The sequence below is a fragment of the Brucella rhizosphaerae genome (genome assembly GCF_002252475.1).
Lineage (GTDB): Bacteria > Pseudomonadota > Alphaproteobacteria > Rhizobiales > Rhizobiaceae > Brucella > Brucella rhizosphaerae.
The window spans coordinates 183,421-209,323 of the sequence record NZ_NNRK01000025.1; the positions used below are offsets into that span (position 1 = coordinate 183,421).

Consider the following 25,903-nt stretch of genomic DNA (forward strand, 5'->3'; position numbering starts at 1 on the left):
CTTACTCCTCTGCCGCTTTCGCCTTGCTTTTCGATTTAGCAGCAGGCTTCTTTGCGGCGGTCTTTTTCGTTGTTGTCTTCTTTTCAGCACTGGCCGGTTTGCTCGCAGCTTTACGCGCTGGAGCCTTTTTGGTCTTCGTGCTGCCAGCTTTTTCCGTAATCAATGCGAGCGCTTCTTCAAGCGTAACACTTGCCGGTTCTTTGCCCTTTGGCAGTGTCGCGTTGACCTTACCCCAGTTGACGTAAGGACCATAGCGACCATCGCGGACGGTAATTGAACCACCATCGGGGTGATCGCCTAGCGTTGCAAGTGCCGCGGGTGTGGATCGTCCACGACCGGGACCTTTGGACTGTTTGTCGGCCAGCACGGCAACCGCACGGTTGAGGCCGACCGAGAAAACTTCATCCGCGTTTTCGAGGTTGGCGAAAGTGCCATCATGGCTGACATAAGGACCATAGCGTCCAATGCCTGCCGAAATCATCTTGCCGGTTTCAGGATGCTGTCCAACATCACGTGGCAGCGACAGAAGGGCAAGCGCTTTTTCATGATCAAGCGTATCGACTGTCCAACCCTTTGGCAGGCTGGCGCGCTTGGCTTCTTTGCCTTCGCCGCGCTGGATATAAGGTCCAAAGCGTCCGGTCCGTGCGGTGATTTCTTCGCCGGTGAAAGGGTCCTTACCCAGAGACTTCGGTTCATCAGCAGCTGCCGCATCGCCATTGCCTTCACCGCCGAGCTGACGGGTGAATTTGCATTCGGGATAATTGGAGCAGCCGACAAATGCGCCATACTTACCGAGCTTCAGCGAGAGCTGACCTGTTCCGCAAGTCGGGCAGGTGCGTGGATCGCTGCCATCACCGCGATCCGGGAAGGCAAGCGGAGCCAGTTCTTCGTTGAGCGCGTCAAGAACATTGGTAACACGAAGTTCCTTGATGTCGTCGACTGAGCCGGAGAAATCGCGCCAGAAATCACGCAGCACGTCTTTCCATGACAGTTTGCCATCGGAAATCAGATCGAGCTTTTCTTCGAGGTCAGCCGTGAAATCATATTCCACATAGCGCTTGAAGAAGCTTTCAAGGAATGACGTTACCAGACGGCCTTTCGGGTCCGGTGTGAGCTTGCGCTTGTCGATGGTAATGTATTCACGATCCCGCAGAGTTGCGAGCGTCGCGGCATAGGTTGAAGGACGGCCAATGCCAAGTTCTTCCATCTTTTTGATGAGAGAAGCTTCCGAATAGCGCGGTGGCGGCTCAGTCGAATGCTGTGTAGCATCGATTTTCTCGCGCGCAATTGCTTCGCCAGAACGGATTTCCGGCAGCTTTGCGCTGTCTTCGTCTTCGTCTTCTTCCTCACGATGATCCATATAGGCGGCAAGGAAGCCATCGAACTTCGTGACCGAGCCATTGGCACGCAACATTGCAGACTTCGAGCCATTCAGGGCTTCGATGTCTGCGGTCGTGCGTTCAATGTCGGCAGCCTGCATCTGGCTCGCGATAGCGCGCTTCCAGATCAGTTCATAGAGGCGTGCCTGATCTTCATCGAGATAACGGCGCACTTCTTTTGGATGGCGCATGAAGTCAGTCGGCCGAATTGCTTCGTGCGCTTCCTGAGCATTCTTGGCCTTGCTGGCATAGTAACGAGGCTTTTCTGGCACGTAGTTCGGGCCAAAGCTTTTGCCAATGGCGTCACGCGCAGCAGTGATCGCTTCGGGTGCTATTTGCACACCGTCGGTACGCATATAGGTGATGAGACCAGTGGTCTCGCCGCCGATGTCTACGCCTTCATAAAGGCGCTGCGCCACCTGCATGGTGCGTGAAGCGGAGAAACCAAGCTGACCGGATGCCGCCTGCTGCAAAGTCGAGGTGGTGAATGGAGGGCCAGGATTGCGCTTGGTTGGCTTTGCCTCAACCGAGACAGCTTTGAAGCTCGCGCCTTCGAGCATGGTGCGGATCGCACTTGCCTGCTCTTCATTCTTGATGTCGAGTTTGCCGAGCTTCTTACCGTCAACAACCGTCAGACGCGCAGTGAAGTTGTCATTGCGTGGCGTTTTCAAAAGTGCCGCAACGTTCCAGTATTCTTCACGGATAAAGCGTTCGATCTCGGATTCGCGATCGCAGACCAGACGAAGTGCTACCGACTGCACACGGCCAGCGGAACGGGCACCTGGCAACTTACGCCACAGAACCGGCGACAAGGTGAAGCCGACCAGATAATCGAGCGCACGGCGAGCCAGATAGGCGTCAACCAGAGGCTCGTCAATGTCACGAGGATTGGCGATGGCATCCAGAACGGCTTTTTTGGTAATTGCGTTGAACGCAACGCGCTTTACCGTTTTGCCCTTGAGAGCCTTCTTCTGATTGAGAACTTCCAGCACGTGCCACGAAATGGCTTCCCCTTCGCGATCAGGGTCAGTTGCGAGAAACAGTGCGTCGCTGTCCTTCAGCGCTTTGACAATATCCGCCAGTCGCTTGGCAGAATTGCTATCCACTTCCCAGGACATAGCAAAATCTTCGTCCGGCCGGACGGAGCCGTCCTTAGCTGGCAGATCTCGCACATGGCCAAACGAGGCCAGAACCTTATAGTTCGAGCCAAGATATTTGTTGATAGTTTTTGCCTTTGCAGGCGATTCGACAACGACAACGTTCATTAAAGCAGCCTAGATTCGCGAGCTTCCCGGGCAAAATGCCCATTCATCGCGTTCAAATTGTTGCCTTTCACATGAACAGCGGTTTGCGTTTGGTCAAGAGCATGATGTCAAAATTCGTCAAATACAACCTTAGATTTCTATTATTAATGGTGAAACCAATGGTAGTACTTGGTTGGGGTATATCCGAAGGCTTTGGACCAGAAGGGTGATTTTCGCTTGAAGGAAACTGAAACGTCGAGGGGGCATATATGGTTCAACGGGAGACAGCTCACCGTAAGACATTGGCTTATATTGAAGATATGCTGCAAGAACTCGTCAAGATGGCAAGGGCAACCGATAGTCATCTCCTAGCCTATCTGATGGATATGGCATTGCAGGAAGTGCGCGACAATCAACATAACTATACATATGACTGATTTTATAAATTTTCCTCTTGTGGCATAAGGGCGACCTGATTGCCGGGATGGCGTAACAGCCTCCCGGCAAGATCAAGTTCCAGCAAGATCAGTTGCGCGGACCCGGCGTTGATGCCGATATGTCTGACCAAAGCATCCACATCAATTGGCACAGGGCCAAGCGCATCGACCAAAAGATCGCGCTCAGAATCAGTTGTAATCGGCTGCAGGGTCGCGGGTTCTTCATCAAGCTGGTGAAGGAGATCGGGCTGTGCCGGATCAGATAAAATGCTGCCGTCAGGCATGAGTGGCGCAAGGGATTCTATGACGTCGTCGGCACTTGTAACGAGTGTCGCGCCTTGCTTAAGAAGCGCGTTCGTACCCCGAGCACGTGGATCGAGCGGCGAGCCCGGCACGGCAAAAACCGTTCGCCCCATTTCACCAGCCATACGTGCGCTGATAAGAGAGCCGGAGCGTTCAGCGGCTTCAATGACAATCAGGCCCAGTGACAGCCCGGCAATAATTCGGTTGCGTCGAGGAAAATCGCGCGCGCGTGGCTCGGCGCCCATGGGCATTTCTGTAATCAATGCTCCGCCGCTTTCGGGAATTGCGCGGTATATTGGCAGGTTTTCGGTCGGGTAGGGCCGGTCAAGACCGCCAGCCAGGATTGCAACGGTACCACTTGCCATGCTGGCTTTGTGGGCCGCGGCATCAATGCCACGTGCCAGCCCCGAAATGATTGCAAAACCGGCATCACCCAGATCGCGTGCGAGTTTTTCGGTGAAACGTGCGCCGACGACGGATGCATTGCGCGAACCGACAATGGCAACGGGTGGTTTACGGAACACATTCGCGTCGCCCTTGATGATCACAAGCGGCGGCGGGGCTTCGCAGTTTTTCAGTTGCGGCGGATAATCTGGCTCACCCATGCCGACAAGGCGGGCTCCTATACGCTCAATGGCTTCAAGTTCGCGCTCGGCGTCGTCCAAAGATGACACACGCACAGGCCGTGAACCTCCACCGCGAATATTGAGATCGGGCAAACGCTCAATGGCGTTGGCTGCGGAGCCGCAAAAGAGAATCAGATCTCGAAAGGCGACCGGACCGATGTGTTCGGTTCGGATAAGGCGTAGCCAGTTTATCCGCTGGCGGTCGGAGAGGCGAATTCCAGTCTTTGAATTCGCGCTCTCTTTCATCCTTTTTTACCGATCTTGCTTTCGGTGCCGCTCAGAAGCCGCGAAATATTGGCATGGTGTTTGATGAAGATGATGAGCGTCATCACAGCAAATAATGCCGCAATTGCCATATCTCCACGCACATAAAGTGCAATCGGGACAATAAGGGTGGCTATGAGAGCCGAAAGCGACGAATAGCGGGTCAGCAAGGCCGTGATGATCCAGGCAGCGATGAACACAAGCGCACCCGGCCAGGCCAGGCCAAGCAGAATACCCAGATAGGTCGCGACACCCTTGCCGCCCTTGAAACCAATCCAGACAGGGAAGAGGTGGCCGATAAAGGCACCAAACCCGGCAGCAATCGCGGCATGTTCTCCAAAGCGCGAAGCAATCAGCACAGCGACTGTGCCTTTAAACGCATCAAGAAGAAGCGTTGCAGCAGCGAGTTTCTTGTTTCCGGTGCGCAGGACGTTGGTCGCGCCAATATTGCCGGAACCGATTGAACGTACATCTCCAAGTCCGGCAAATCGGGTCAGGATAAGTCCAAAGGGAATTGAACCGAGAATGTAACCGAAAATCAGCGTGCCGAGTGACACCAAATTGAACAGACCTGTTTCGGCCATGAAACTCCCCATATGTTCCATATATAAATTATAGCGTTTCGAGCAAAACTGCGAAGCGGCATTGTGTAGGATAATACGTCAAAACAAATAGTTAGTGCGGTTCCAACGATTCAGCCTTCACTGAAACCGCTCTAATTGAGAAGAAAAGCCGCCCAAAAGCAAGACGGCTTTCCCAAATTTGTTAAGCTGAATAGACTGTCTTGCCACCAACGATAGTGCGGTTCACCCGCCCCTGGAAGCGAGCCCCCTCAAAGCAACTGTTTTTCGAGCGCGAATGCAAATCCTGCTCGCGAACGACCCATGGTTCATCAAGGTCAACGATGGCGAGGTCAGCTTTTGCACCGGGCTTCAGAGTGCCGGCATCAAGGCCGAAAATACGTGCCGGTGCGGTCGAAAGCACTTCAGCAAGGCGCAGCAAAGGAATGCTGTCATTGTGGTGAAGGCGAAGGGCTGCCGCCAGCAACGTTTCAAGGCCGATAGCGCCGGCTTCGGCATCTGCGAATGGAAGGCGTTTGGTATCGACATCCTGCGGGTCATGGGCAGAAACGACAATATCAATCGTTCCGTTCTTGACGGCTTCGACCATCGCAAGACGATCTTCCTCGCTGCGCAGAGGCGGTGAAAGACGAAAGAATGTCCGGAATTCACCAATGTCGTTCTCGTTGAGTGACAGGTGATTGATGGAAACACCCGCGGTCACCGTGGTGCCGAGTTCTTTCGAGCGGCGCAAAGCATCCGCAGACATGGCACAGGAAATCTGAGCCGCGTGATATTTGCTTCTGGTCAGTGCTGCCAGACGCAGATCGCGTTCAAGCGGAATGACTTCAGCTTCGCGCGGGCTACCGGACAGGCCGAGCCAGCTTGCAAACAAGCCTTCATTCATCACACCGTTTGCGCCGAGATAGGGATCGCGGGTTTCGCAGGCAATGACCGCATCAAAGTCGCGGGCATAGGTCAGTGCGCGTCGCATCAATTGCGTGTTGGCAATCGTGTGGCGGCCTTCGGTAAATGCTACAGCACCTGCATCACGGAGAAGGCCGATCTCGGTCATTTCCTCGCCATGCAAGCCCTTGGTGATGGCAGCTGCCGGATGAACATTGACGATAGCTGTGTCGCGCGCCGTCCGCTTGACGAATTCAACAAGAGCCACATCATCGATGACGGGATCGGTGTCGGGCATCATGATGATGGAGGTGACACCTCCAGCTGCTGCCGCACGGCTTGCTGAAGCGATAGTTTCGCGGTGTTCTGCCCCCGGCTCTCCGATGAAAACACGCGAATCGACCAGCCCAGGCAGGATCGCCATGCCGTTGAGATCAACGATTTCGGCACCTTCCGGCGCACCCTGATTGCGGGCATCGGCACCGCTGGCGACAATGTTGCCGTCTTGAATGAGCAAACTGCCGTTTTCATCCAACCCGCGTGAAGGGTCTACGATACGGGCATTTTCAAACAGGATCGTGCTCATGCTCGTTCTCCGTCGCTGATCTGGCTACGTCGGGGATCAAGCAGTGCTTCCATGACAGCCATGCGGACGGCCACGCCCATCTCAACCTGTTGCTGGATCATGCTTTGCGGACCATCTGCAACATCGGAGGCAATTTCAACGCCGCGGTTCATTGGGCCGGGATGCATGACGAGAGCGTCAGGCTTTGCGTATTTGAGCTTTTCGTTATCGAGACCATAAAAATGGAAGTATTCGCGCACTGATGGCACGAAGGAACCGGCCATACGTTCACGTTGAAGGCGCAGCATCATGACGACATCGGCGTCTTTCAGGCCTTCTTCCATGGTGTTGTAAACTTCGACGCTCATATCGGCGATACCGGCAGGCAGCAGTGTCGATGGGGCGACGACACGAACACGTGCGCCAAGTGCATTGAGAAGCAGGATATTGGAACGTGCAACGCGCGAGTGGAGTACATCGCCGCAAATCGCAACGATAAGGTTTCCAATGTCACCCTTGGCGCGGCGGATGGTAAGCGCGTCAAGCAGTGCTTGTGTCGGATGCTCGTGTGCACCATCACCTGCATTGACGACAGCACAGCCGACTTTCTGCGCGAGCAATGCCGCAGCACCGGCTGAAGCATGGCGAATGACCAGAATATCGGGCTGCATGGCGTTGAGCGTCATGGCCGTATCGATCAGCGTTTCGCCTTTTTTGACCGACGAATTGCCAACGGACATGTTCATCACGTCAGCGCCCAGCCGTTTTCCAGCCAGCTCGAACGAGGATTGCGTTCGCGTCGATGCTTCAAAGAAGAGGTTGATTTGTGTGCGACCGCGCAGCACGGACTTTTTCTTCTCTGGCTGTCTTGAAACAGCGACTTCCTGATCTGCAAGATCAAGAAGGCAAAGAATGTCCAGGGGCGATAGCCCCTTGATGCCAAGCAGGTGGCGATGAGGGAAGAGCGGAGAGACCGTTTGGTTTGTCATGGCAAGTCACCCGTATAGAGCTGCGAAAGCTGGACCGCAACCGCCGTTATAATGGCTTTGCCCGATTCACAAAGAAAAACCTGTATTCTTTTGGATGGAAATTGCAGCTCCGTTGGAAAATGTTAGGAAATTGGAATGCAAGAAGGCATAAATTGAATTCAGATGGAGCGCTGATCTGACGGAATTTGGTCTCCGCTCAACTACTTGTTCTTACGCATTATCCTACGCAAAACCGCTTCGCACTTTGCTGGAAATGCTCTAACCAAACGGATAAGCCTGTGAAAACTCACGAAGTTACCAACCAGACACCGTCAATGGCGGGCACAAATGCATATCTGGGCGATCCGCTTCTGATACAAATCGCAGCTCGTTTTCCGAAAGAGCTTCATACCGATCTGGAGAATACAGGACGTTTTGTCTTGTCGGCAGAAGCGCAAGACCTTGCGCGCCTCGCAAATACCGAGCTGCCTAAACTGCGGACACATGACCGACAGGGTCGGCGGAGCGATCTTGTTGAGTATCATCCCGCTTATCACGCTCTGATGCGTCGTTCGATTGCGCAAGGGCTGCATTGTTCGATCTGGGAGGCCAATCCTCTTGAAACAGGTCGCCGCCATCAGGCACGTGCCACGCGTTTTTATCTGACAGCACAGCTTGAAGCCGGGCACCTTTGCCCGCTCACTATGACCAATGCCTCGCTTGCCGCCGTTATGGCAGCACCTGAACTTTATAAGGAATGGTCGCCGCAGGTTCTGTCGCGCAAATATGATTCTTCGCAAAAGCCTGTATTCAACAAGCAGGGCATTACGCTCGGCATGGGCATGACCGAAAAGCAGGGCGGCACGGATGTGCGTGCCAATACGACGCGCGCGACACGCAATGAGGATGGTACTTACACATTAAGCGGCCACAAGTGGTTTATGTCGGCACCAATGTCTGATGCATTTCTGGTGCTGGCACAAGCGGAAGAAGGGCTTTCTTGCTTCCTGTTGCCACGCTTGACCAATGAGGCCGCCGGAAATGGGTTTTTCTTCCAGAGGCTTAAAGACAAACTGGGCAATAAATCCAACGCTTCGGCGGAAGTCGAATTTGATGGTGCAATCGGCCACCTCGTCGGAAATCCTGGTGAAGGTGTGAAAACCATCATGGATATGGTGACGCTCACGCGGCTCGATTGTGCGGTTGCTTCCGCTGGGCTGATGCGTTCAGGTCTTGCCGAAGCCGTTCATCATGCCCGTCATCGCGTGGTTTTCGATAAGCCGTTGATAGAACAGCCCATGATGAGCCGCGTTCTGGCCGATATGGCGCTGGATGTTGCGGGCGCCACGGCACTTTCCATGCGTCTTGCCCGGGCTTTTGACATGGCCGCAAGTGACCGGGCGGAAGCCGCTTTTGCTCGCTGTATGACACCTGTCGTCAAATATTGGGTCTGCAAGATTGCGCCAGCGCTTCTTTATGAAGCGATGGAGTGCCTTGGCGGCAATGGCTATATCGAGGAGGGCAATCTCGCGCGTGCTTATCGCGAAGCCCCCGTCAACGCGATTTGGGAAGGTTCCGGCAACGTCATGGCGCTCGATGTGGCGCGGGTACTGTCGCGCGCACCGGCACTGTTTGACGAAGTACTGGACTGGATCAGCGAACAGCTCGGTGTACGTGGGCAGGGCACAATCGATGTGCTTCAGGCCGCATTACAGCTGACTGAAACTGATCAGGGTGTTGCGCGGCTTTTGACTGAACAGCTCGCCTATGCTGCTGCTGCCGCTGAACTTCGTAATCTCGGTGCGGACGATATTGCAGATGCCTTTATCGAAACCAGGCTCGGCGGCCAGTGGCGCACGACTTACGGCATGCTGGATGCGCGTCACAACGCCAACCGGATTCTCGATCAGCTCTATCCGGCATCATAATCGCTGTCGTCTTGATGTGACGATTGAAGCAGGTGCAGGCGATCCAGTGCGCCCTGCAGAATGAATGATGCAGCGGCCGAATCGATGCGTTCGGCCCGCTTGCCGCGTGAGACATCCATGCCAATCAGCACGCGTTCGGCGGCGACGGTTGAAAGTCGTTCGTCCCAGAACACGAATGGCAGATCGGTTAATGGTTGCATGGTACGCACAAAGGCGCGCGTCGCCTGAACGCGCGGTCCGGCTGTCCCATCCATATTCATCGGCAGGCCAATAACGATGACGCCGACTTTGTCAGCTTCCAGCGCTTTCAGAAGCATTTGTGCATCAATTGTGAACTTGCTGCGTTTGATAACAGGACGAGGATTCGCGAAGGAGTAGCCGAGGTCGGAAACTGCAAGGCCAATGGTTTTGGTGCCAAGATCAAGCCCGGCAATGGTCTGGCCGGGTTGCAGGATTTCCAAAACGTCTTCAATTTCAACGACAGCCATTGTTCCTCATAGCTTTCTGATCAGGGCAATTTGATCAGGCGTCATATTGCCTGAAACTTCATTGGCGTAATATCTGTTTTAAAACTGAAAATCGAGCCGCAAGGAGTACTGCAATGAAAATCACCTGGTTGGGCCACGCAGCCTATCGTGTTGAAACGGACAAAGCGGTCATTCTGATCGACCCATTCATCAATGGAAACCCTGGCGCCAAAGGCATCGATTTTAAAGAAGCAACGCAGGGTGTCACGCATATTACGCTGACCCATGGTCATGGCGACCATATTGGCGACACTGTCGAAATTGCCAAAGAGCATGGCGCAACGGTCATCGCAAACCCTGAAATCACTGGCTGGCTCGGTCGCCAGGGCCTTGAAAAATTCAGCATGGGCAATACCGGCGGCACCATTGTTCGCGACGGCTTTAGCGTGACATTTGTTAACGCACTGCATTCTTCAGCGCTGATGACAGAAGACGGCATCACACAATCGATGGGCAATCCGAACGGTCTGGTTTTCCATTTCGAAAATGCGCCGACACTTTATCACATGGGGGACACGGATATTTTCTCCGATATGGCGCTCATCAATGAACTGCATCAGCCTGAAATCGGCATTGTGCCAGTTGGTGATCGCTTCACCATGGGTGGCGCGGTTGCAGCCCTCGCATGCCAGCGCTATTTCAACTTCAAGACGGTATTACCGTGCCATTACGGATCATTCCCATTCATTGAAAAGACCGCCGACAAGTTCGTTGCGGCAATGGCCGATCATAAGGAAACGAGGGTGCTGGTGGCTGAACCGGGCACTGTTCACAGTTTCTAAGTGCAGATGGAAGCGCAAGAAATGTTGCGCTTCCTCAACCGCACCGTTATAGCCGGTAAAAGAACCTTTTCGGGGCAGCTTCATGCTGTCCTAATCAAGCATTTGCGGAGAACAGGATGTCCGTCGATATTTCCACCGTCAAGCGCGTTGCGCATCTCGCGCGCATCGCTGTCAGCGAAGATGAAGCTGAGCGCATGACCGGTGAGCTCAATGCAATTCTGGGCTTTGTCGAGCAGTTGAACGAAGTCGATGTTGACGGTGTTGAGCCGATGACATCGGTTACGCCGATCAAGATGCGCTTGCGTGAAGATGCCGTTACAGACGGCAATATTGCCAATGCCATTGTTGCGAATGCGCCGGTTACGGAAGAAAACTTCTTCGTCGTTCCCAAGGTCGTGGAGTAAGTCTATGGCTATTCGGGTTTCCATCGAGACCCCATTACAGGACGATGTGCGTGATCTGGTCGAAGCCTTGAACGCGCATATGCTCCCGCTATCGCCGCTTGAGTTCCAGTTCAAGATGACAGTCGAGCAAATGGCTGAGCCTGCGACAACGGTTTTCGTGGCTCGCGATGAGGACGGCAAGGCTGTTGGCTGCGGCGCATTGAAAATGCACAATGATGGTGTGGGCGAGTTGAAGCGCATGTTCACCCTCCCGGAAGTCCGCGGAAAACGTGTCGGCTCTGCTCTTGTCGATGCGATTGTCGCGCTGGCAGCAACCAGGGGTGTTTCGCGTCTGGTTCTTGAAACAGGCACTGGCCCCGGCTTTGATGGCGCCTGGCGGCTTTATGAGAATTCAGGTTTTGCGCGCTGCGGTGTGGTTCTGGATTATCCGGACTCCGAATACAGCGCCTTTTTTGAAAAGCGTCTCGTTGAGGCGCACTGACAGGATTTGACGATGAGCGAACTGACCGCACTGACCATTGCCGAAGCGCGCGACAAGCTGAAGGCCAAGGCGATTACCGCGACTGAACTGACGGAAGCCTATATTGCGGCGATCGATTCCGCCAATAAGACGATCAATGCCTATGTTGCCGTAACGCCTGAAAAGGCGCGGGAAATGGCGAAAGCCTCGGATGCGCGCATTGCTGAAGGCAAAGCTGGCGCTCTTGAAGGTATTCCACTTGGCGTGAAAGATCTGTTTGCGACCAAAGGCGTTCATACGCAGGCCTGCTCGCACATTCTTGATGGCTTCAAGCCTGAGTATGAATCAACTGTCACTGCCAATCTCTGGGCAGACGGCGCAGTCATGCTCGGCAAGCTCAATATGGATGAGTTCGCGATGGGCTCATCGAACGAAAACTCCTATTATGGCGCGGTGAAAAATCCGTGGCGCGCTAACGGTTCCGATGTCGATCTGGTGCCAGGTGGTTCGTCCGGTGGTTCAGCAGCAGCTGTTGCCGCGCAGCTTTGCGCGGGCGCAACCGCAACTGACACTGGTGGTTCGATCCGTCAGCCAGCAGCTTTCACGGGCACAGTCGGCATTAAGCCGACCTATGGCCGCGTTTCGCGCTGGGGTGTCGTTGCTTATGCGTCATCGCTCGATCAGGCAGGCCCTATTGCCCGCGATGTGCGCGACGCCGCTATCCTGCTGAAATCCATGGCCTCGCTCGATCTTAAAGACACGACCTCGGTCGATCTGCCAGTGCCGGACTATGAAGCAGTTATTGGCAAGTCACTCAAGGGCATGAAAATCGGCATTCCGAAGGAATATCGCGCCGATGGTATGCCGGAAGAGATTGAAGCACTCTGGCAGAAGGGTGTTCAGTATCTTAAGGATGCTGGTGCGGAAATCGTCGATATTTCGCTGCCGCACACCAAATATGCGCTTGCTGCCTATTACATCGTGGCACCTGCCGAAGCCTCGTCCAACCTCGCACGTTATGATGGCGTGCGTTATGGTCTGCGTGTGCCGGGCAAAGACATTGCCGATTTGTATGAGCAGAGCCGTGCTGCGGGCTTTGGCAAGGAAGTTAAGCGCCGTATTCTGACCGGTACCTATGTTCTGTCGGCAGGCTATTACGATGCCTATTATCTGCGCGCGCAGAAAGTGCGTACGTTGATCAAGAAGGACTTTGAAAATGTCTTCGCGCAAGGTGTGCATGCGATCCTGACGCCAGTAACACCTTCTGCTGCTTTCAGCATTGGGGACAAGGAACTGGCGAACGATCCGGTCAAGATGTACCTCAACGACATCTTCACCATTACGCTAAATATGGCAGGTCTGCCGGGCATTTCGGTTCCAGCTGGTCTGAATGATCAGGGGCTGCCGCTCGGTTTACAGCTTATCGGGCGTCCGTTTGAGGAAGAAACACTGTTCCAGGCTGCCGGCGCTATCGAGCAGGCAGCCGGTCGCTTTACCCCGAAGAAATGGTGGTAAAATCTGAGCTTCTTATTCGCCGGGCCATAACACCCGGCGAAACCGTCTTTATGGCTGAGTTAGCGGTTCGTGCATGGCAAACTGCTGCTCGCCACATTCATCTGACTGATGAAAGTCGGGCTGCACTACAAACCAAATTCCTGCGTGATATCAACGGGAATGCCGATGGCGTTCTGGTGGCTGAGCGGCAAGGTCAGATGTGCGGCTGGGGCGCACGCATACCCAAGTCCAATTATATCTCCGATCTTTGGATCGATCCCGCCTATCACGGTCAGGGGTTGGGCGGCTTGTTGCTCAATGCATTGATGGCGCAGATTCTTCTTGAGGGCTTCGCAGAAGCGGAAATCGGCACCCATGCCGATAATCTTCCGGCAATCGGACTGTATAAGAAAGCTGGCTTCACGATCTACAGGCAGGATGAGGAGTGGTCGGAAAGTTTTGGCCGCCGGGTCGAAAAGGTTCGCATGAAGGCGAGCTTATAAAGTTCCCCAGTAATGCTACTTGGTAAAGCTCCCCGATAGAGCTCCCCGATAACGCTCCATTGTCATTTGCCCATATGCGCCTATCCTCTTGTAAGGAATCGTTTTCAGAGGAGGGGCTTATGTGGATCATGCTTACTGACGTCAGCGGTGAAAGAGTTGCCGTGAATTTCAATCACGTTCTTTCCTATAACGCATATGGGACCGGCACCCGCATTGTAACGCTGAGCACCGACCTGACATTCTTTGTCAAAGAATCCATCGAAGATATTGAAACCAAACTCGGTATTGATATTAAGAGCTGAGCCTGTAAATAAAAACGGCAACCCGTTTTGACGAGTTGCCGTTCTGATATTCACGCATTCCTATCCGATTGAATGCGATCAGATGTCGAGTTCTTCCACGAAGGCTGCACGATCCTGAATGAAGCGAAAGCGGGCTTCGGGCTTGGTACCCATCAGATCGTCGACCGTGGCACGCGTCTCATCAATATAATCTTCATCCACATGTACTCGCAGAAGCGTGCGCTTCTTGGGGTCCATGGTCGTTTCTTTGAGCTGTTCGGCACGCATTTCGCCAAGGCCTTTGAATCGGCCGATCTCAATCTTGCCGCGCCCTGTGAACAGAGTACGGAGCAGTTCGTCCTTATGCGCATCATCACGCGCATAGGCGACCTTGCCGCCCTGGCTCAGACGATAAAGCGGAGGCACTGCGAGATAGAGATGACCGTTACGGACAAGCTCCGGCATCTCCTGATAGAAAAATGTGATCAGAAGCGATGCAATATGCGCGCCATCCACGTCAGCATCCGTCATGATGATGACGCGGTCATAGCGAAGATCATCTTCGCGGTAATTCTTGCGTGTGCCACTACCCAGCGCCTGCACAAGATCGGCAATCTGCTGGTTTGCGGTAAGCTTTTCGCGGCCTGCACTTGCCACGTTCAGAATTTTCCCGCGCAGAGGCAGGATCGCCTGATTGGAACGATTGCGCGCCTGTTTGGCTGAGCCACCGGCCGAGTCACCCTCGACGATGAAAAGTTCCGCACCGGCGGCCGCGTTCTGCGTGCAATCGGCAAGCTTTCCGGGAAGGCGAAGCTTGCGCGTCGCGCTTTTTCGGACGGTTTCCTTTTCCTGACGACGACGCAGACGTTCTTCAGCGCGGTCGACAACCCAGTCGAGCAAGCGCGAAGCTTCCTGCGGAGAGGCTGTAAGCCAGTGATCAAATGGATCACGGATAACATTTTCCACGATACGCTGTGCTTCGACGGTCGCAAGCTTGTCCTTGGTTTGACCGACGAACTCAGGTTCACGAATGAAAACCGACATCATAGCTGCCGCTGAAATCATCACGTCATCTGTGGTGATGATTGAAGCGCGTTTGTTGTTGGTCAGTTCTGCATAGGCCTTCAGACCGCGCGTCAATGCAATACGCAGACCCGCTTCATGCGTGCCGCCGTCGCCGGTTGGAATCGTGTTACAATAGGAATTGACGAAGCCGTCGCCACCATACCAGGACACAGCCCATTCAACCGCTCCGTGACCACCCTGTTTTTCGGTGCGGCCTGCGAAAATCTCACGCGTAACCTGATGCTCCTTGCCAAGCGAAGCAGAAAGATAATCTTTCAAGCCGCCAGGGAAATGGAACACGGCCTTTTCAGGAGTTTCCTTTTTAGGATCAAGAAGAGCCGGATCGCAGCTCCAGCGGATTTCTACGCCGCCGAACAGATAGGCTTTCGAGCGCGCCATGCGATAGAGCCGGTGCGGGTCGAAATGGGCACTTTTTCCAAAAATATCCGGGTCCGGATGGAAGCGAACGCGCGTGCCACGACGGTTATGCACTTCGCCGACATCTTCCAGACCACCTTGTGGAATGCCGCGCGAAAAGCGCTGGCGATAAAGGCGGCGATTGCGTGCGACTTCAACTTCGAGAACATCGGAAAGTGCGTTCACGACCGAAACGCCAACGCCGTGCAGGCCACCGGACGTTTCATAGGCTTTGCCGTCGAACTTGCCGCCTGCGTGCAGCTTGGTCATGATGACTTCAAGCGTGGACTTACCCGGCACCTGTGGGTGCTCTTCCACTGGAATACCGCGACCGTTATCGCTGACGGTTATGAAGCCTTCAGCATCGAGGCTGACTTCAATGAAGTTGGCGTGGCCTGCAACCGCTTCGTCCATCGAGTTGTCGATGACTTCAGCGAAAAGATGATGCAGAGCCTTTTCGTCCGTACCGCCAATATACATGCCGGGGCGCAAACGGACCGGCTCCAAGCCCTCAAGAACGCGAATGGACGACGCATTATAGTCGTCACTTCCCGACGAGGCAGGTGGTGCCTTGGTGGCAACAGGCGCAGGCTTTGGGGCAGATGGCAACGGCGTCGCTGCCGGCTGCGCAACAGGTCGCTGAGCGGGAGCCTTTTCAGACTGACGCTCCTGCACCCGTTCGCGGGCATTGTTGACTACTCTGGAAAAGAGATCGTTATCGTCCATCTTTGTCCGAAAAGCTTTCTGTCTGAATCTACGAGGGCCGCGTCAAGCACGCTTAAGCCGAAAATAGTCTGTCTGCGAATCATATAGATGATGCCACGGGAAATTACGAAAGGCGACTAAAGTTCGCCTTACGTTCTGCTTTCATCGGGCTTTATCAAAGGGTTTTATTCATCTGCCACAGGATTTGCACCAGAAACGTGGCGAAAGTCAAACCGCACGCTTTCCTCAAGCCGATTAAGATGGAAACGCCGGGTCCGTTCGCGTAAGCGCAATGAGTAGCGAGAAAAATGCGAGTGGTGAGATGCAGGGCAGTGCGGCAGTTGGCGTAGAAGCGCATGTGAAGGGCATGGCAATCATGGTGCTCTCGGTATTGCTGCTGCCGCTTATGGATGCCATCGGCAAATGGCTTGCTATGATGGATAATATGCCGCCCGCAACAGTGACCTTTATGCGGTTTTTCATCCAGGCTATGCTGATGTTTCTGATGTTGATTGTCATGGGCGGATTCACGGCTTTACGCACAACGCACCTTACCGGCAATCTGGTTCGCGGTGCGTTGATGGGGTTTGGCGGCACGTGTTTTTTCACCGCCGTCAAATATATGCCTCTGGCTGATGCCATGGCCGTGTTTTTCGCAGAACCTTTGATCCTGACGCTGCTTTCCGCCGTGTTTCTGAAGGAAAAGGTGGGTTGGCGCCGCTTCAGTGCGGTTGGTATCGGGCTGATCGGTACCATGATCGTTATTCAACCGAGCTTTGAGATTTTCGGTGCTGTATCACTGCTGCCTTTGGCGACGGCTGTCACTTTCGCAATCTATCTTATTTTGAACCGCAAATATGGCGCAAAGGAAGGCCCTGTCGTCATGCAGTTCTATGCGGGCATTGGTGGGGCTTTTCTCGCGGGGCTGGCCATGGTGCTTGGTACGGCGATTGGCGTCGAAGATTTGACCTTCTCGCTGCCGCACAGCCTGCAACCATGGCTATTGCTGTTGCTACTTGGCACGATTGGTACCGTCAGTCATTTGCTGGTCGTACAGGCATTCAAACTTGCCCCCGCATCAATGCTTGCACCGTTCCAGTATCTGGAAATCGTCAATGCAGTGCTGGTAGGTCTCATTGTCTTTGGCGATTTTCCGACGCCGTCGAAATGGTTTGGCATCGCGATCATTGTCGGATCTGGATTCTACGTCTTCATGCGTGAGAGACGTGTGAAGACGGCCTGATTTTGCTAGAGCATTTCTCGATTAAGTTGAATCGTTAGAAATGCTCTATCTCTTATTTTTACATAAATTTTTTCGAAAACCGGTTCCCGCTTTTCGGGATGAGCTCTAGTGGATTGAATTTGACGTTTGAATCCCGACTGACACAAAGGCTGTTTCAAACGTCAAATTTAAAAAATCCACTCGATTCATAAGCTTGCTAGTGGTCCTTTTGATTCCGACATTTTCTCAACGCCCTTCATCGAGGGATGCAAATGTCGGAATCAGACCACTAGGTCTGACGAGGACCGAAAACGCTTTCGAAGGCTTTGCCCAGCGCTACATCTACGTCGCCCATTGTTATGGGAAGCCCAAGATCAACCAGACTGGTAACGCCATATTCGGCAATACCACAAGGGACGATGCCATCGAAATGTCCGAGCTCTGGCTCGACATTGATCGCGATGCCGTGGAAGCTGACCCAACGACGCAGACGAATACCGATGGCTGCGATCTTGTCTTCACACATACCGCCATTGGCGAGCAGTGGCTTTTCAGGGCGTACTACCCACACACCAACGCGATCTGCGCGCCGCTCACCTTTGACGTTGAATTGCGCAAGCGTCTCAACGATCCATTGTTCAAGCGCGGTTACGAAGGCGCGCACATCTTCACGGCGTCGTTTGAGGTCGAGCATGATGTAAGCAACGCGTTGGCCGGGACCATGATAGGTGTATTCCCCACCTCGGCCAGTGTTGAATACCGGAAAACGGTCAGGCGTCAGCAAATCTTCCGCATGAGCACTTGTGCCCGCTGTATAAAGCGAAGGGTGCTCGACAAGCCAGACAAGCTCGTTTGCCGTGCCATCCCGAATGGCCTGAACGCGCGCTTCCATGAAGGCGAGCGCCTCTTCATAATCCGTCAACCCATCAGCAATCAGCCATTCGACTGCGGGTGCGTTCGCCGATTGAGGCAGGAAACGCGTTTCACCGGCCGCAGCATCGCGCGCAGAGAAAGATGGTTCGTCGGTGTGAGCCGCAAAGAGAGGAGCAGAGCTATCGTTCATAATCGCAGCATATGGCGCTTTTTCTGAGTCTCTACCAGATGTCAAAATGCCTCTATGCATTGTCGTTGAGCGTCTGGCTTAGAGCGGACGCAACAATTTCAATGGCTTCCGAGTGTAACGAAATTCCCTGCAATCCCAATCCTGATGAATCGGAGGGTATTATTGTCCAGACGCAAACCTACCAAATTACGTCACGAAAATCATGGGAGCTTTTCGGAGCGGGTCCTGATGGGCAATATATACTTCATGGAGTGGGCTATTCATTGTGTATTCATAATAACTATCATAAATAAAATTTGCTGAATTCAATTATGGATCAGCACCGGGGAAAATCCTGAGGGGGTTATTTTGATAAAGACTACATCTATTCTGCTGGCAGCAGGCGTTCTTATTTCTTCTGTTGGTGGTGCCAGTGCCCAGACAGTCGGTGATTGGGTACTTGGAAACTATAAGAATGCGGGATTCTGGTTTCCTGGCATTATCGAAGCGCTCAAAGATGGCAAAGTTACCGTTCGTTACGATGATGGTGATCGCGAAACTGTAAGCATCAGCAAAGTACGTCCATACAATTGGGCAATCGGTACAAAAGTTGAGTGCAACTACAAAGGTGCCGGCGATTGGTACAGCGGTAAAATTTCTTCTTTAGCCGGAGAAAAAATCGGAATTGCTTATGACGATGGCGACAAGGAAACAACGAAGACCGGTCGCTGCCGCTCAAAATAGGTAAATCCGGGTTTGTGAACTTCTGAATTATCCGGTTTATAAAATAACCGCCGTACAGTATTATATGTACGGCGGTTATTTGTCTTATCCGCTTTTGGATTACTGAGAGTCTGAACCGTAACGAACGCAATTCATTTTGGAGTGAGTTCAGGGCACATTCAGGCGATTAACTGCCCGGACTTCATCTTGTGGTCAAAGCCGGGGAATACGTCGGGGGTGATTGGTGCCAGAACATTGATTTTCAGACCTGACGGCGCGAAATCAATGTCGCATCGTGCTTTAAGTTCTTCCGCCAACACGAGTCTTAGCAGGCGCTGCCCGAAACCACGGCGTGACGGGCGCGGAACCGATGGTCCGTTTGTCTCCACCCAGCACATCTGGAATTTCTTTTGGCCCTGATCATCGACAATGTTCCAGTTGAAATCGATACCGCCATATTCGTTGGATAAGGCGCCATATTTTACGGCATTGGTAGCCAGTTCATACAGACCCAGCGAAAGCGACACGGTCACGCGGTCGCTCACGAATAACGAAGGGCCGCTTATGCGAATACGGTTGCCGAAGGTTCTGTTGAAGGGGGCCAACGCCATATTGGATATTTGTGTAATGGTTGCGCCGCCCCAGTCTTCCTGAAGCAACATGTCATGCGCCTGTGCGAGAGCATGAAGGCGTTCATTGAAAAGCTGGCTTGCCTGTTCTGAATTGCTTGCATTGCGCAATGTCTGGTTGGCAATGGATTGTACCATTGCCATAGAGTTCTTGAAGCGGTGGGAGATCTCCCGCGTCACAAGGGCTTTGTCGGCTTCGGTTTGCTTGCGTTCAGTCACATCCAACATGACACCAAGCAATGTCGGATGATCGCCGAGTAGCGCTTTTGCCCGTGTTTCGACCCAAATGGTTTCGCCTGATCTGTTTATGATCCGGTATTCCATGGAATAAGGCTCTCCAGTCGTGAAGGCCTCTTCAGTTTGCTGCAGTACAGCCATTCTGTCTTCCAGAACCACCATGTCGATGATCTGGTCGAAATTGATATTCTCGTGTTCTTTGAATCCAAAAATGCGACGACATTCAGCAGAGCCGGTGACGTTGCCGGTCTTCAGATCGCGGGTCCAATAGCCGATATTTGCAACATCTACGATATAATCGAGCTGGTTCTGACGTCGTTTGGTTTCATTTGAAAGCAAGTCTCGCTCTTGTTGAAGTTCGACAAGACGTTTGAGTTCGAGGGTAACATCAAGCTGAGTTGAGACAAAATGCTGGAGCGCTCCATCGGGGCCTTTGACTGGTGAGATATGCAGTCTGTTCCAGAAGGCTTCGCCTGATTTTTTATAGTTCAACACGTCTATATCGATCGATGTCTGGGCTTTTAAAGCAGTTCTGATCGCAGTCACGTGTTCAGCGCTAGTTCCAGGGCCCTGCAAAAATCTGCAATTTTTACCGATAATTTCATCTGCTGAATGGCCTGTCAGTTGCAGGAAGGCCTTATTTGCATAGACAATTGGATTATCCGACAAACGTGGATCAGTGATAAGCATCGGCGTAGGCGTATGCTCCACCGCAGCCAGAAACGGGTTGGCATCTTTCGACATCAATTCCGAGACGAGATTGTTAGCCGATTCCAATTCAGTTGACACGACACCCCCAACACACACAAGCCGCTACAACTCTTGTTAGAAGATTGTAAAGTTAGCTGATAATGACGGCAATTGCGAATAAAATCATACTTATTCATTGGCATCATCAGACCATTTCCAAACGCGGATAGTTTCGCGTTAATTATGTCCGAGGTCTGCGCGTGTCCGTCTCTTGTCAGACAAATAGGGTGCTATATATTCTTGGCTATCATTCAGCACACGTTCATCTAGCATCGACCATGATGTGTGCAGTTGAACTGGAGAAGAAGATGTTAAACACCTTGAAAAAAATGATGGTCGGCTTAGTCGGCGCAACTTTCATGATCGGTGCAATGGCACCAGTTTCTGCTGCTCCGGTCATGCTCACTGCGCAGGTTGCAGGCAGCGATAATGTTGTCCCGGTCCGAAATGATCGCTGGGATCGCCGCGGTAATGGCAATTGGAATGGCCATCGTCCGGGTCGTCCAGGCTGGAACGGTCACCGCCCAGGTCGTCCGGGCTGGAACGGCAATCATCGTCCGCGCCCGGGTTATTGGAATGGCCATCGTGGCTATAACAATTATCGCAATGGCTATCGTCGTCACAATGACGGTTGGTGGTATCCGCTGGCAGCCTTCGGTGCTGGCGCGATCATTGGCGGCGCTATCGCGCAGCCAGCGCCTCAGCCGGTTTATCGATACAGCAACAACCACGTTCAGTGGTGCTATAATCGGTATAGATCATACCGCGCATCGGACAATACGTTCCAGCCTTACAACGGTCCGCGTCAGCTGTGCTATTCGCCTTACCGTTGATAAACTGAGCCTTAAGAATTACAGCCGCCTCAAAAGGGCGGCTGTTTTTGTTTGGCGGGAAACATTGAAAACGCCCATGCGTTCATCTGTTTAACCACCGCGCTGGTCATATCCTTCAACATCTTCGCCAGTCATTTTGTGGTGCAGATATTGCTTGAGTCGGTTGATCTGGTCTTCGCTCCAGCCATTGATGTCAGCAACCTCGATCCATGCGTCCACATAGTGTTCCGGTGCATAAACATGGCCGTATCCCAGCGGTGTCGTGGTCGCAAAAGCCATGTCCAGCGCAAGTTGCAACATGGTAACCACAGGATACCATCGTAATTGCGGTGAAACATCATGGCCGCGCGGAGCATTCATCCACTCTGGCTGACGGTAGAACGCGTGGCTGTCAAAAAAGACCACCGCATCGCTGGCATATTGCAGATAGACGATACGAAGCGGCCCCCACCGATTGCCGTTGCCGGGCGCTTCTCCATTTTGGTTCATGAAGCGGGCGAAAGCACCATCACGGAAAACGGGCAGCCATTCTGGCGTGTCTGCATTTCTGTCTCGCGTGATCTGTTTCCAGTCGCGACTTGGGAAGGGCGGGCCGCTCCACAATGCTCCGTTTATCGGATCTTCCAGCATTTCAAACAGTGCTACAGATTTTTCGGAATTCATTGCACCCAGACTGAGACCATAGAGATACAGCCGCGGGCGCTGGTTTTTCGGAAGGGTTTTCCAGTAACTGTAAACGGTCGTGAATAGTGCTCGGGAGGCCTCCGCACCGTATTCTGGCTGGAACAGCAGCGAGAGTGGGCTGTTGAGATAGGAATATTGCATCGCGATACTCGCGACATTGCCATCGTGGAGAAATTCGAGGCCATCCATTGCCGCTGGGTCAACCCATCCCGTACCCGTAGGTGTTATGATGACGAGAATTGAGCGATCAAATCCATTCTGCCGCTTGAGTTCATCAAGGGCACGTTCTGCGCGCTGCTTAGGTTCATCGGCTACATTTAATCCCGCATAAACCCGGATAGGATCGACCGCGCTACGCCCTGTAAAAGACGAGATTTCCGCAGCCGTTGGCCCCGAAGATACAAATTCACGACCAGCGCGTCCCAATTCGTCCCATTTCAGGAGAGACACGGCGCTTCCCGTCTTGTAAGCCGCAACCGGTTGCGGGCGGTCCGGTTCGATCAATGCGTCATACTCGCGGAATGAACGATCAAGAACCTCGAAGGTTGACTGGATGAGGAGGCCGTTGGCAATTGTCCAGATCAGGATGACAGTCAGCGCTATGCCGACGACATTAGCCACTCTTCGGGGTACAACACGGTGTATCTTTGCTGAAATATAGCGTCCAAGCCAGATAAGGGCGCGCATCAACAACAGCAGGATCAGAAATGTAACGATAGCCAATCCGCAAACGCTTGCGGGATAGGCACTCGGTACAGGCTCCAGGCCCATTACAGATCGAACTGAGTTCTGCCAGCCTGCTGACAGGTAAAGCGCTGCTATGGCGACTGCCAGACAAATAAGCCCCACGATCAGATTAACACGGCTTCGCAAACGGTCGCCAGGCTCTGGCAATTCGAGGTAGTGCCATATCCAACGCCAAAAAACGCCGAGACCATATCCTGAGCCGAATGCCACCCCGCACAAGATGCCTTGCATCACATAAGTTCGCGGAACGAGGCTTGGCGTCAGAGATGCTGCAAACAGCAGAGTGCCCAATGCCAGCCCTATGCCGGAAAGGGAATGTCTGAAACGAAAAAAGGCTCTGGCTACAAAAGACATGAAAAACCGAAACGTTGGAATGAGTTACGCGAAGAATCCTACATTATCATTTGCACAACAGGAATCGATTTCTGGAATCAATTTGGCGCTTTGTAGCTTTGATTCAGTGTTACGATTCTGCATTTTTGGAAGGATATGGGCCAAATCCCCTGCCAAAAAACTGAATTCGTGCGTCGTGATTTCATCGACAAGCCCAGTCGGCTCGAGGTTTCTGTCAACAGGGGCTGTTTTTTTGAATTTATGTTGGAGAAACTTGATTTTATGGTGTTGACCAATTGGAAAGCCGCCCTTATGTTCCGCCGCACTTCCAGGGACGATTTGTTCCTTAAGGGAGCGCGTAGCTCAGCCGGTAGAGCAACTGACTTTTAATCAGTAGGTCCAGGGTTCGAATCCCTGCGCGCTCACCAAAAATACCCAACGATTTCAATTGTTTGAGTTTGGTGTGGCTTTGTCAGCCATGTGTCGTCGTTTATTGAGAATTATGAGGATTTACGCCAGTTTTCCGGCGCTACCGGGGATTCGGCGGCACACGGTTTGGCACATGACACACGGTTTATGCAGCGTGCTCTGATTCCAAGCTTTCCATCCATTTCTTCAAGCTTGATTTGCGAGCCGCGACAGTGCCGCCAAGTTTGAAGGATGGGATGATTTTATCGTAAACCAGTCGATATACCTGACTGCGTCGCACTCCAAGATGAGCAGCAATGGCGTCGGCACCCATAAGCAGATCGGCTTCATTGTCGTTTTCATGGTGCATGTTGATTCCTCATAATTTCATGTTGCGGGGGAACAAAGATTCCGAGTGGGCGTTATTGTTTCAGTTCCCCAAAACTGAGGAAATTAAGATGACGCCACAAATCGCAATGGCAGTTAACTTCTATTATCTGTCGGAACAGCCAAGCGGCCTTTGGGCCGTCAAGGAAACTGTCAGTCAACAGGCGGTTTCTCTCAATGGGCAACTATGCTGCTCTCTTAAGAAGCGCGATGCTGAAGAGCTGATCGACTTTCTGAACAACCTGGATGCATCGTTGGCGGCGTGACCATCTACTCACCGCCTTTCAGGGCTTGGCGACCGGAAACATCTATGGCGAACACCTCGACGGGGTTCGGGCCGAAATGTGGATGGGTGATTGTCTTGCGAGCGAAGCCACGCCATGGAAGTTCCATACGGCGTTCGGTATCACCTCGCTTCGGATATCCCTTTGTCAGGACGATGCCGCTAAAGCTACGATGTCCAGTTGTTCTGCTTCCGACCACATACAACCTTCCCCTCCAGTAAGCGTTCGCAAGCCGATATTCCTCGGTCTTTGTGCCGTCACGGATTGCGTCGAAATATTCAGCCTTCAAGGCAAGTTGCAGCTTCATTCGCCCTGCTCCCCTAGTGGGCTGGCGTTGATCATGGCTCGCCATGCTGCGTTCGCATTGATGTGCGTGAAAATGCCCAGATTACGGCACCGATCAAAGTAAGCGTCGATCATTTCCTCAGTAGGCTCCTGCAGCGCGGCGAGGATAGTGGAAAGAATGGCATTAGCCGTTACCGTGAAGTTATCCTCCTGCACGAACGCGGCTTCTAGAATGTCCTCGACTTGCTCGATCAGTTCCTTACTCTCCATGGCTGGCCTCCTTTGCGCGCAAGCTGAAAAGTGTAGCAACGGTTCCTATGAAAAGCCCAACAAGCGCGCCGAAACAGAACATCAGAAAAAGAGCTAAACCCACAGGAATGCCAACAGTCATTGTTCACTCTCCTTTGCGCGCAAGAGGGCGATGGACTTGGCGCGACGTTCCGGTGTTTTCGTATGATCACGCGCCCAAAATGTTTCGCACATATCGTCCGTTCTTGTGAAAACCACTTTCGTGCCAGCGGCGTTTGCACGGGCGGATTTATAAAACTTGTCAGGTCTGAAAAGCGCCACCTCGACCAGAACATCAGTCTCGTTATCAGGCCCGTCCAGCTTGGATAGTCTGTCAATGAGGGTCATCACCAATCTCCCCCATCGTTTGGTATGTCGAAAGAAGCGACGACATTCTCGCTGTCCACGCAACCTAAATCGTTCATCACGCGCTCGCCTTTACTGCCAACTCGGAGCACGGCAAGACTGCCGCCTGTACAGAAAACCCACAGGCTTGACGGCCAAATTTGTTCAAGTTCCTTAAGAGTTTTGATTGCTCGGTTCTCTTCGGAGGTCATGGCTTGGCCTCCAAGGTGGCGCGGGCTGCACGTATCGCGCAATCGCTGCGGGGATTGGTAAAGATGATGTCCAACGCCTTTCTCGCCGCCGTGAGTTGGGTTTCGAGGGCTTGCTTTTCGAGCAAAGCTTGCAGCGTGTCACGAGAATGACTGTCCCGAATTAACTCCAACTCCTTAACCCGCGCAGTCAGCGCCGCGTTGTCGGCTCCAAGATCGATTGCAAGTTTCTTCCAATCGTCACGGGATAGTTTTGCATCCTTGATGCTCTCATCCTTCGCCGCAATGATGGCCTCGGCCTGTGTAAGGGTGACGAGTTCGCGAGTTTCATACTTCCCGTAAGCTTTACATTCATCGGCTGTCCAATCAGACGGTAAATTATCCCAATGACCGTTGCGGGGAATTTTGTATTGATAAGCAACCGTCTCCAACCCCTCGACCGGCGCGGCAGGGCGGGTGTTAAGCGACCCAGCAAGTTCTCTAATCATAGCTATTGCGGTAGCCATGTTGTAGTGACCAAAACGCAAGTCATCTGCCAACTTTTCAGCGCGTTCTTTAAGCGTCTGCATCGCTGCCTCCTGTCGGGCGGGTGGCGGCGTCAGGGTTCCATCCAATCCATTTTGCGTTGAAGTGTTTCTCGCCCGCTAGAATACGTGAGCACAGCTTGCAGGTGATGACT

The 25,903-nt window shown here is 52.9% G+C and carries 29 protein-coding genes and 1 tRNA gene; 14 read left to right on the plus strand and 16 right to left on the minus strand.

All coding sequences use genetic code 11. From position 1 onward, the window contains the following. Window position 1 precedes the first annotated feature (1 nt). The gene (topA, locus tag CEV32_RS08420; RefSeq protein ID WP_094576170.1) at window positions 2-2,644 is read right to left on the minus strand and encodes a type I DNA topoisomerase; all 2,643 of its coding nucleotides are present in this window, start codon (window positions 2,642-2,644) and stop codon (window positions 2-4) included. Window positions 2,645-2,892: 248 nt separating this feature from the next. Between topA and CEV32_RS23630 the strand changes: the two genes are divergently transcribed. Next, window positions 2,893-3,060 (plus strand): hypothetical protein, encoded by a 168-nt coding sequence (locus tag CEV32_RS23630; RefSeq protein WP_167382767.1) that lies wholly within the window; start codon window positions 2,893-2,895, stop codon window positions 3,058-3,060. Window positions 3,061-3,062: 2 nt separating this feature from the next. Here CEV32_RS23630 and dprA read toward each other — a convergent pair whose 3' ends face one another. From dprA to CEV32_RS08440, 4 genes are all read right to left on the minus strand, one after another. Beyond that, window positions 3,063-4,235, minus strand: coding sequence for a DNA-processing protein DprA (dprA, locus tag CEV32_RS08425; RefSeq protein ID WP_094576172.1), 1,173 nt, complete (start codon window positions 4,233-4,235; stop codon window positions 3,063-3,065). Then, complete coding sequence (plsY, locus tag CEV32_RS08430; protein WP_094576174.1) at window positions 4,232-4,837, minus strand: glycerol-3-phosphate 1-O-acyltransferase PlsY; 606 nt, start codon at window positions 4,835-4,837, stop codon at window positions 4,232-4,234. The genes dprA and plsY overlap by 4 nt, the downstream gene beginning before the upstream one ends. Before the next feature lie 181 nt (window positions 4,838-5,018). Then, window positions 5,019-6,305, minus strand: coding sequence for a dihydroorotase (locus CEV32_RS08435; RefSeq protein ID WP_094576176.1), 1,287 nt, complete (start codon window positions 6,303-6,305; stop codon window positions 5,019-5,021). Then, the gene (locus CEV32_RS08440) at window positions 6,302-7,273 is read right to left on the minus strand and encodes an aspartate carbamoyltransferase catalytic subunit (RefSeq protein WP_094576178.1); all 972 of its coding nucleotides are present in this window, start codon (window positions 7,271-7,273) and stop codon (window positions 6,302-6,304) included. The genes CEV32_RS08435 and CEV32_RS08440 overlap by 4 nt, the downstream gene beginning before the upstream one ends. 278 nt (window positions 7,274-7,551) lie before the next feature. Between CEV32_RS08440 and CEV32_RS08445 the strand changes: the two genes are divergently transcribed. After that, the gene (locus CEV32_RS08445; RefSeq protein WP_094576180.1) at window positions 7,552-9,180 is read left to right on the plus strand and encodes an acyl-CoA dehydrogenase family protein; all 1,629 of its coding nucleotides are present in this window, start codon (window positions 7,552-7,554) and stop codon (window positions 9,178-9,180) included. Here the strand turns inward: CEV32_RS08445 and ruvX are convergent. After that, on the minus strand, window positions 9,165-9,668 hold the full coding sequence (gene ruvX, locus CEV32_RS08450; protein WP_094576182.1) for a Holliday junction resolvase RuvX: 504 nt from the start codon (window positions 9,666-9,668) through the stop codon (window positions 9,165-9,167). The two genes, CEV32_RS08445 and ruvX, sit on opposite strands and share 16 nt — an antisense overlap. Window positions 9,669-9,781: 113 nt before the next feature. Between ruvX and CEV32_RS08455 the strand changes: the two genes are divergently transcribed. The 6 genes from CEV32_RS08455 to CEV32_RS08480 all read left to right on the plus strand — a co-directional run bounded on the left by CEV32_RS08455 (window position 9,782) and on the right by CEV32_RS08480 (window position 13,652). Beyond that, a complete protein-coding gene (locus CEV32_RS08455; protein ID WP_094576184.1) occupies window positions 9,782-10,489 on the plus strand; it encodes a metal-dependent hydrolase in 708 nt (235 codons plus the stop codon). A 116-nt stretch (window positions 10,490-10,605) separates the two neighbouring features. Continuing rightward, window positions 10,606-10,893, plus strand: a complete 288-nt coding sequence (gene gatC, locus CEV32_RS08460; RefSeq protein WP_094576186.1) for an Asp-tRNA(Asn)/Glu-tRNA(Gln) amidotransferase subunit GatC — start codon at window positions 10,606-10,608, stop codon at window positions 10,891-10,893. A 4-nt stretch (window positions 10,894-10,897) separates the two neighbouring features. Beyond that, window positions 10,898-11,374: a GNAT family N-acetyltransferase gene (locus CEV32_RS08465; RefSeq protein WP_094576188.1), complete on the plus strand. Its 477-nt coding sequence runs from the start codon at window positions 10,898-10,900 to the stop codon at window positions 11,372-11,374. 12 nt (window positions 11,375-11,386) lie between these two features. After that, window positions 11,387-12,868, plus strand: coding sequence for an Asp-tRNA(Asn)/Glu-tRNA(Gln) amidotransferase subunit GatA (gene gatA / locus CEV32_RS08470; protein ID WP_094576190.1), 1,482 nt, complete (start codon window positions 11,387-11,389; stop codon window positions 12,866-12,868). Between the two features lie 50 nt (window positions 12,869-12,918). Further along, on the plus strand, window positions 12,919-13,350 hold the full coding sequence (locus tag CEV32_RS08475) for a GNAT family N-acetyltransferase (RefSeq protein WP_235818772.1): 432 nt from the start codon (window positions 12,919-12,921) through the stop codon (window positions 13,348-13,350). 119 nt (window positions 13,351-13,469) lie between these two features. Further along, window positions 13,470-13,652, plus strand: coding sequence for a hypothetical protein (locus CEV32_RS08480; RefSeq protein WP_094576194.1), 183 nt, complete (start codon window positions 13,470-13,472; stop codon window positions 13,650-13,652). 78 nt (window positions 13,653-13,730) lie between these two features. Here CEV32_RS08480 and parE read toward each other — a convergent pair whose 3' ends face one another. Next, the gene (gene parE, locus CEV32_RS08485; protein WP_094576196.1) at window positions 13,731-15,839 is read right to left on the minus strand and encodes a DNA topoisomerase IV subunit B; all 2,109 of its coding nucleotides are present in this window, start codon (window positions 15,837-15,839) and stop codon (window positions 13,731-13,733) included. A 301-nt stretch (window positions 15,840-16,140) separates the two neighbouring features. On the opposite strand from parE, the gene CEV32_RS08490 reads away from it, so the two are divergent. Beyond that, entirely contained in the window at window positions 16,141-17,061 is a 921-nt protein-coding gene (locus tag CEV32_RS08490) for a DMT family transporter (protein ID WP_094576490.1), read from the plus strand. A gap of 268 nt (window positions 17,062-17,329) precedes the next feature. Here the strand turns inward: CEV32_RS08490 and lipB are convergent, their stop codons facing one another. After that, window positions 17,330-18,163: a lipoyl(octanoyl) transferase LipB gene (lipB, locus tag CEV32_RS08495; protein ID WP_374883235.1), complete on the minus strand. Its 834-nt coding sequence runs from the start codon at window positions 18,161-18,163 to the stop codon at window positions 17,330-17,332. A gap of 288 nt (window positions 18,164-18,451) precedes the next feature. Here lipB and CEV32_RS08500 point away from each other — a divergent pair, with 288 nt between their 5' ends. Next, window positions 18,452-18,826 (plus strand): tudor domain-containing protein, encoded by a 375-nt coding sequence (locus CEV32_RS08500; RefSeq protein WP_167382768.1) that lies wholly within the window; start codon window positions 18,452-18,454, stop codon window positions 18,824-18,826. A 158-nt stretch (window positions 18,827-18,984) separates the two neighbouring features. Here the strand turns inward: CEV32_RS08500 and CEV32_RS08505 are convergent, their stop codons facing one another. Continuing rightward, window positions 18,985-20,415: a PAS domain S-box protein gene (locus CEV32_RS08505; RefSeq protein WP_094576198.1), complete on the minus strand. Its 1,431-nt coding sequence runs from the start codon at window positions 20,413-20,415 to the stop codon at window positions 18,985-18,987. A 314-nt stretch (window positions 20,416-20,729) separates the two neighbouring features. Here CEV32_RS08505 and CEV32_RS08510 point away from each other — a divergent pair, with 314 nt between their 5' ends. After that, window positions 20,730-21,254 carry a BA14K family protein gene (locus CEV32_RS08510; protein WP_094576200.1) on the plus strand — a complete coding sequence of 175 codons (525 nt, stop codon included), beginning with the start codon at window positions 20,730-20,732 and terminating at the stop codon, window positions 21,252-21,254. A gap of 90 nt (window positions 21,255-21,344) precedes the next feature. Here the strand turns inward: CEV32_RS08510 and CEV32_RS08515 are convergent, their stop codons facing one another. Beyond that, window positions 21,345-23,039, minus strand: a complete 1,695-nt coding sequence (locus CEV32_RS08515; protein WP_094576202.1) for an alpha/beta hydrolase — start codon at window positions 23,037-23,039, stop codon at window positions 21,345-21,347. Between CEV32_RS08515 and CEV32_RS23975 the strand changes: the two genes are divergently transcribed. Together CEV32_RS23975 and CEV32_RS08520 are read left to right on the plus strand one after the other, a co-directional pair. Further along, the gene (locus tag CEV32_RS23975) at window positions 23,001-23,135 is read left to right on the plus strand and encodes a hypothetical protein (protein WP_268876679.1); all 135 of its coding nucleotides are present in this window, start codon (window positions 23,001-23,003) and stop codon (window positions 23,133-23,135) included. The genes CEV32_RS08515 and CEV32_RS23975 overlap by 39 nt on opposite strands. Window positions 23,136-23,370: 235 nt before the next feature. Further along, a tRNA-Lys gene (locus tag CEV32_RS08520) sits at window positions 23,371-23,446 on the plus strand. Between the two features lie 146 nt (window positions 23,447-23,592). Here the strand turns inward: CEV32_RS08520 and CEV32_RS08525 are convergent. Then, complete coding sequence (locus CEV32_RS08525) at window positions 23,593-23,796, minus strand: helix-turn-helix domain-containing protein (RefSeq protein WP_094576204.1); 204 nt, start codon at window positions 23,794-23,796, stop codon at window positions 23,593-23,595. Between the two features lie 88 nt (window positions 23,797-23,884). Between CEV32_RS08525 and CEV32_RS08530 the strand changes: the two genes are divergently transcribed. Continuing rightward, window positions 23,885-24,079 carry a hypothetical protein gene (locus CEV32_RS08530; protein WP_143128802.1) on the plus strand — a complete coding sequence of 65 codons (195 nt, stop codon included), beginning with the start codon at window positions 23,885-23,887 and terminating at the stop codon, window positions 24,077-24,079. A 4-nt stretch (window positions 24,080-24,083) separates the two neighbouring features. On the opposite strand, the gene CEV32_RS08535 is transcribed toward CEV32_RS08530, so the two are convergent. The 5 genes from CEV32_RS08535 to CEV32_RS08555 all read right to left on the minus strand — a co-directional run bounded on the left by CEV32_RS08535 (window position 24,084) and on the right by CEV32_RS08555 (window position 25,793). After that, window positions 24,084-24,404, minus strand: coding sequence for an ASCH domain-containing protein (locus CEV32_RS08535; RefSeq protein ID WP_094576208.1), 321 nt, complete (start codon window positions 24,402-24,404; stop codon window positions 24,084-24,086). After that, window positions 24,401-24,652 (minus strand): hypothetical protein, encoded by a 252-nt coding sequence (locus tag CEV32_RS08540; protein WP_094576210.1) that lies wholly within the window; start codon window positions 24,650-24,652, stop codon window positions 24,401-24,403. Before CEV32_RS08540 ends, CEV32_RS08535 begins: the two co-directional genes overlap by 4 nt. Before the next feature lie 117 nt (window positions 24,653-24,769). Continuing rightward, complete coding sequence (locus tag CEV32_RS08545; RefSeq protein WP_094576212.1) at window positions 24,770-25,018, minus strand: hypothetical protein; 249 nt, start codon at window positions 25,016-25,018, stop codon at window positions 24,770-24,772. Next, complete coding sequence (locus tag CEV32_RS08550) at window positions 25,018-25,227, minus strand: hypothetical protein (RefSeq protein WP_094576214.1); 210 nt, start codon at window positions 25,225-25,227, stop codon at window positions 25,018-25,020. Before CEV32_RS08550 ends, CEV32_RS08545 begins: the two co-directional genes overlap by 1 nt. Continuing rightward, window positions 25,224-25,793 carry a hypothetical protein gene (locus CEV32_RS08555; protein ID WP_094576216.1) on the minus strand — a complete coding sequence of 190 codons (570 nt, stop codon included), beginning with the start codon at window positions 25,791-25,793 and terminating at the stop codon, window positions 25,224-25,226. The genes CEV32_RS08550 and CEV32_RS08555 overlap by 4 nt, the downstream gene beginning before the upstream one ends. Between the last annotated feature and the right edge of the window lie 110 nt (window positions 25,794-25,903).

Excerpts from the sequence above, each read along its gene's own strand:
- topA (WP_094576170.1), bottom strand. The coding sequence starts at position 2,644 with ATGAACGTTGTCGTTGTCGAATCGCCTGCAAAGGCAAAAACTATCAAC.
- CEV32_RS23630 (WP_167382767.1), top strand. The coding sequence starts at position 2,893 with ATGGTTCAACGGGAGACAGCTCACCGTAAGACATTGGCTTATATTGAA.
- dprA (WP_094576172.1), bottom strand. The coding sequence starts at position 4,235 with ATGAAAGAGAGCGCGAATTCAAAGACTGGAATTCGCCTCTCCGACCGC.
- plsY (WP_094576174.1), bottom strand. The coding sequence starts at position 4,837 with ATGGCCGAAACAGGTCTGTTCAATTTGGTGTCACTCGGCACGCTGATT.
- CEV32_RS08435 (WP_094576176.1), bottom strand. The coding sequence starts at position 6,305 with ATGAGCACGATCCTGTTTGAAAATGCCCGTATCGTAGACCCTTCACGC.
- CEV32_RS08440 (WP_094576178.1), bottom strand. The coding sequence starts at position 7,273 with ATGACAAACCAAACGGTCTCTCCGCTCTTCCCTCATCGCCACCTGCTT.
- ruvX (WP_094576182.1), bottom strand. The coding sequence starts at position 9,668 with ATGGCTGTCGTTGAAATTGAAGACGTTTTGGAAATCCTGCAACCCGGC.
- CEV32_RS08455 (WP_094576184.1), top strand. The coding sequence starts at position 9,782 with ATGAAAATCACCTGGTTGGGCCACGCAGCCTATCGTGTTGAAACGGAC.
- gatC (WP_094576186.1), top strand. The coding sequence starts at position 10,606 with ATGTCCGTCGATATTTCCACCGTCAAGCGCGTTGCGCATCTCGCGCGC.
- CEV32_RS08465 (WP_094576188.1), top strand. The coding sequence starts at position 10,898 with ATGGCTATTCGGGTTTCCATCGAGACCCCATTACAGGACGATGTGCGT.
- gatA (WP_094576190.1), top strand. The coding sequence starts at position 11,387 with ATGAGCGAACTGACCGCACTGACCATTGCCGAAGCGCGCGACAAGCTG.
- CEV32_RS08475 (WP_235818772.1), top strand. The coding sequence starts at position 12,919 with ATGGCTGAGTTAGCGGTTCGTGCATGGCAAACTGCTGCTCGCCACATT.
- CEV32_RS08480 (WP_094576194.1), top strand. The coding sequence starts at position 13,470 with ATGTGGATCATGCTTACTGACGTCAGCGGTGAAAGAGTTGCCGTGAAT.
- parE (WP_094576196.1), bottom strand. The coding sequence starts at position 15,839 with ATGGACGATAACGATCTCTTTTCCAGAGTAGTCAACAATGCCCGCGAA.
- CEV32_RS08490 (WP_094576490.1), top strand. The coding sequence starts at position 16,141 with ATGCAGGGCAGTGCGGCAGTTGGCGTAGAAGCGCATGTGAAGGGCATG.
- lipB (WP_374883235.1), bottom strand. The coding sequence starts at position 18,163 with ATGCATAGAGGCATTTTGACATCTGGTAGAGACTCAGAAAAAGCGCCA.
- CEV32_RS08505 (WP_094576198.1), bottom strand. The coding sequence starts at position 20,415 with ATGTCGAAAGATGCCAACCCGTTTCTGGCTGCGGTGGAGCATACGCCT.
- CEV32_RS08510 (WP_094576200.1), top strand. The coding sequence starts at position 20,730 with ATGTTAAACACCTTGAAAAAAATGATGGTCGGCTTAGTCGGCGCAACT.
- CEV32_RS23975 (WP_268876679.1), top strand. The coding sequence starts at position 23,001 with ATGTCTGAAACGAAAAAAGGCTCTGGCTACAAAAGACATGAAAAACCG.
- CEV32_RS08515 (WP_094576202.1), bottom strand. The coding sequence starts at position 23,039 with ATGTCTTTTGTAGCCAGAGCCTTTTTTCGTTTCAGACATTCCCTTTCC.
- CEV32_RS08525 (WP_094576204.1), bottom strand. The coding sequence starts at position 23,796 with ATGCACCATGAAAACGACAATGAAGCCGATCTGCTTATGGGTGCCGAC.
- CEV32_RS08530 (WP_143128802.1), top strand. The coding sequence starts at position 23,885 with ATGACGCCACAAATCGCAATGGCAGTTAACTTCTATTATCTGTCGGAA.
- CEV32_RS08535 (WP_094576208.1), bottom strand. The coding sequence starts at position 24,404 with ATGAAGCTGCAACTTGCCTTGAAGGCTGAATATTTCGACGCAATCCGT.
- CEV32_RS08540 (WP_094576210.1), bottom strand. The coding sequence starts at position 24,652 with ATGGAGAGTAAGGAACTGATCGAGCAAGTCGAGGACATTCTAGAAGCC.
- CEV32_RS08545 (WP_094576212.1), bottom strand. The coding sequence starts at position 25,018 with ATGACCCTCATTGACAGACTATCCAAGCTGGACGGGCCTGATAACGAG.
- CEV32_RS08550 (WP_094576214.1), bottom strand. The coding sequence starts at position 25,227 with ATGACCTCCGAAGAGAACCGAGCAATCAAAACTCTTAAGGAACTTGAA.
- CEV32_RS08555 (WP_094576216.1), bottom strand. The coding sequence starts at position 25,793 with ATGCAGACGCTTAAAGAACGCGCTGAAAAGTTGGCAGATGACTTGCGT.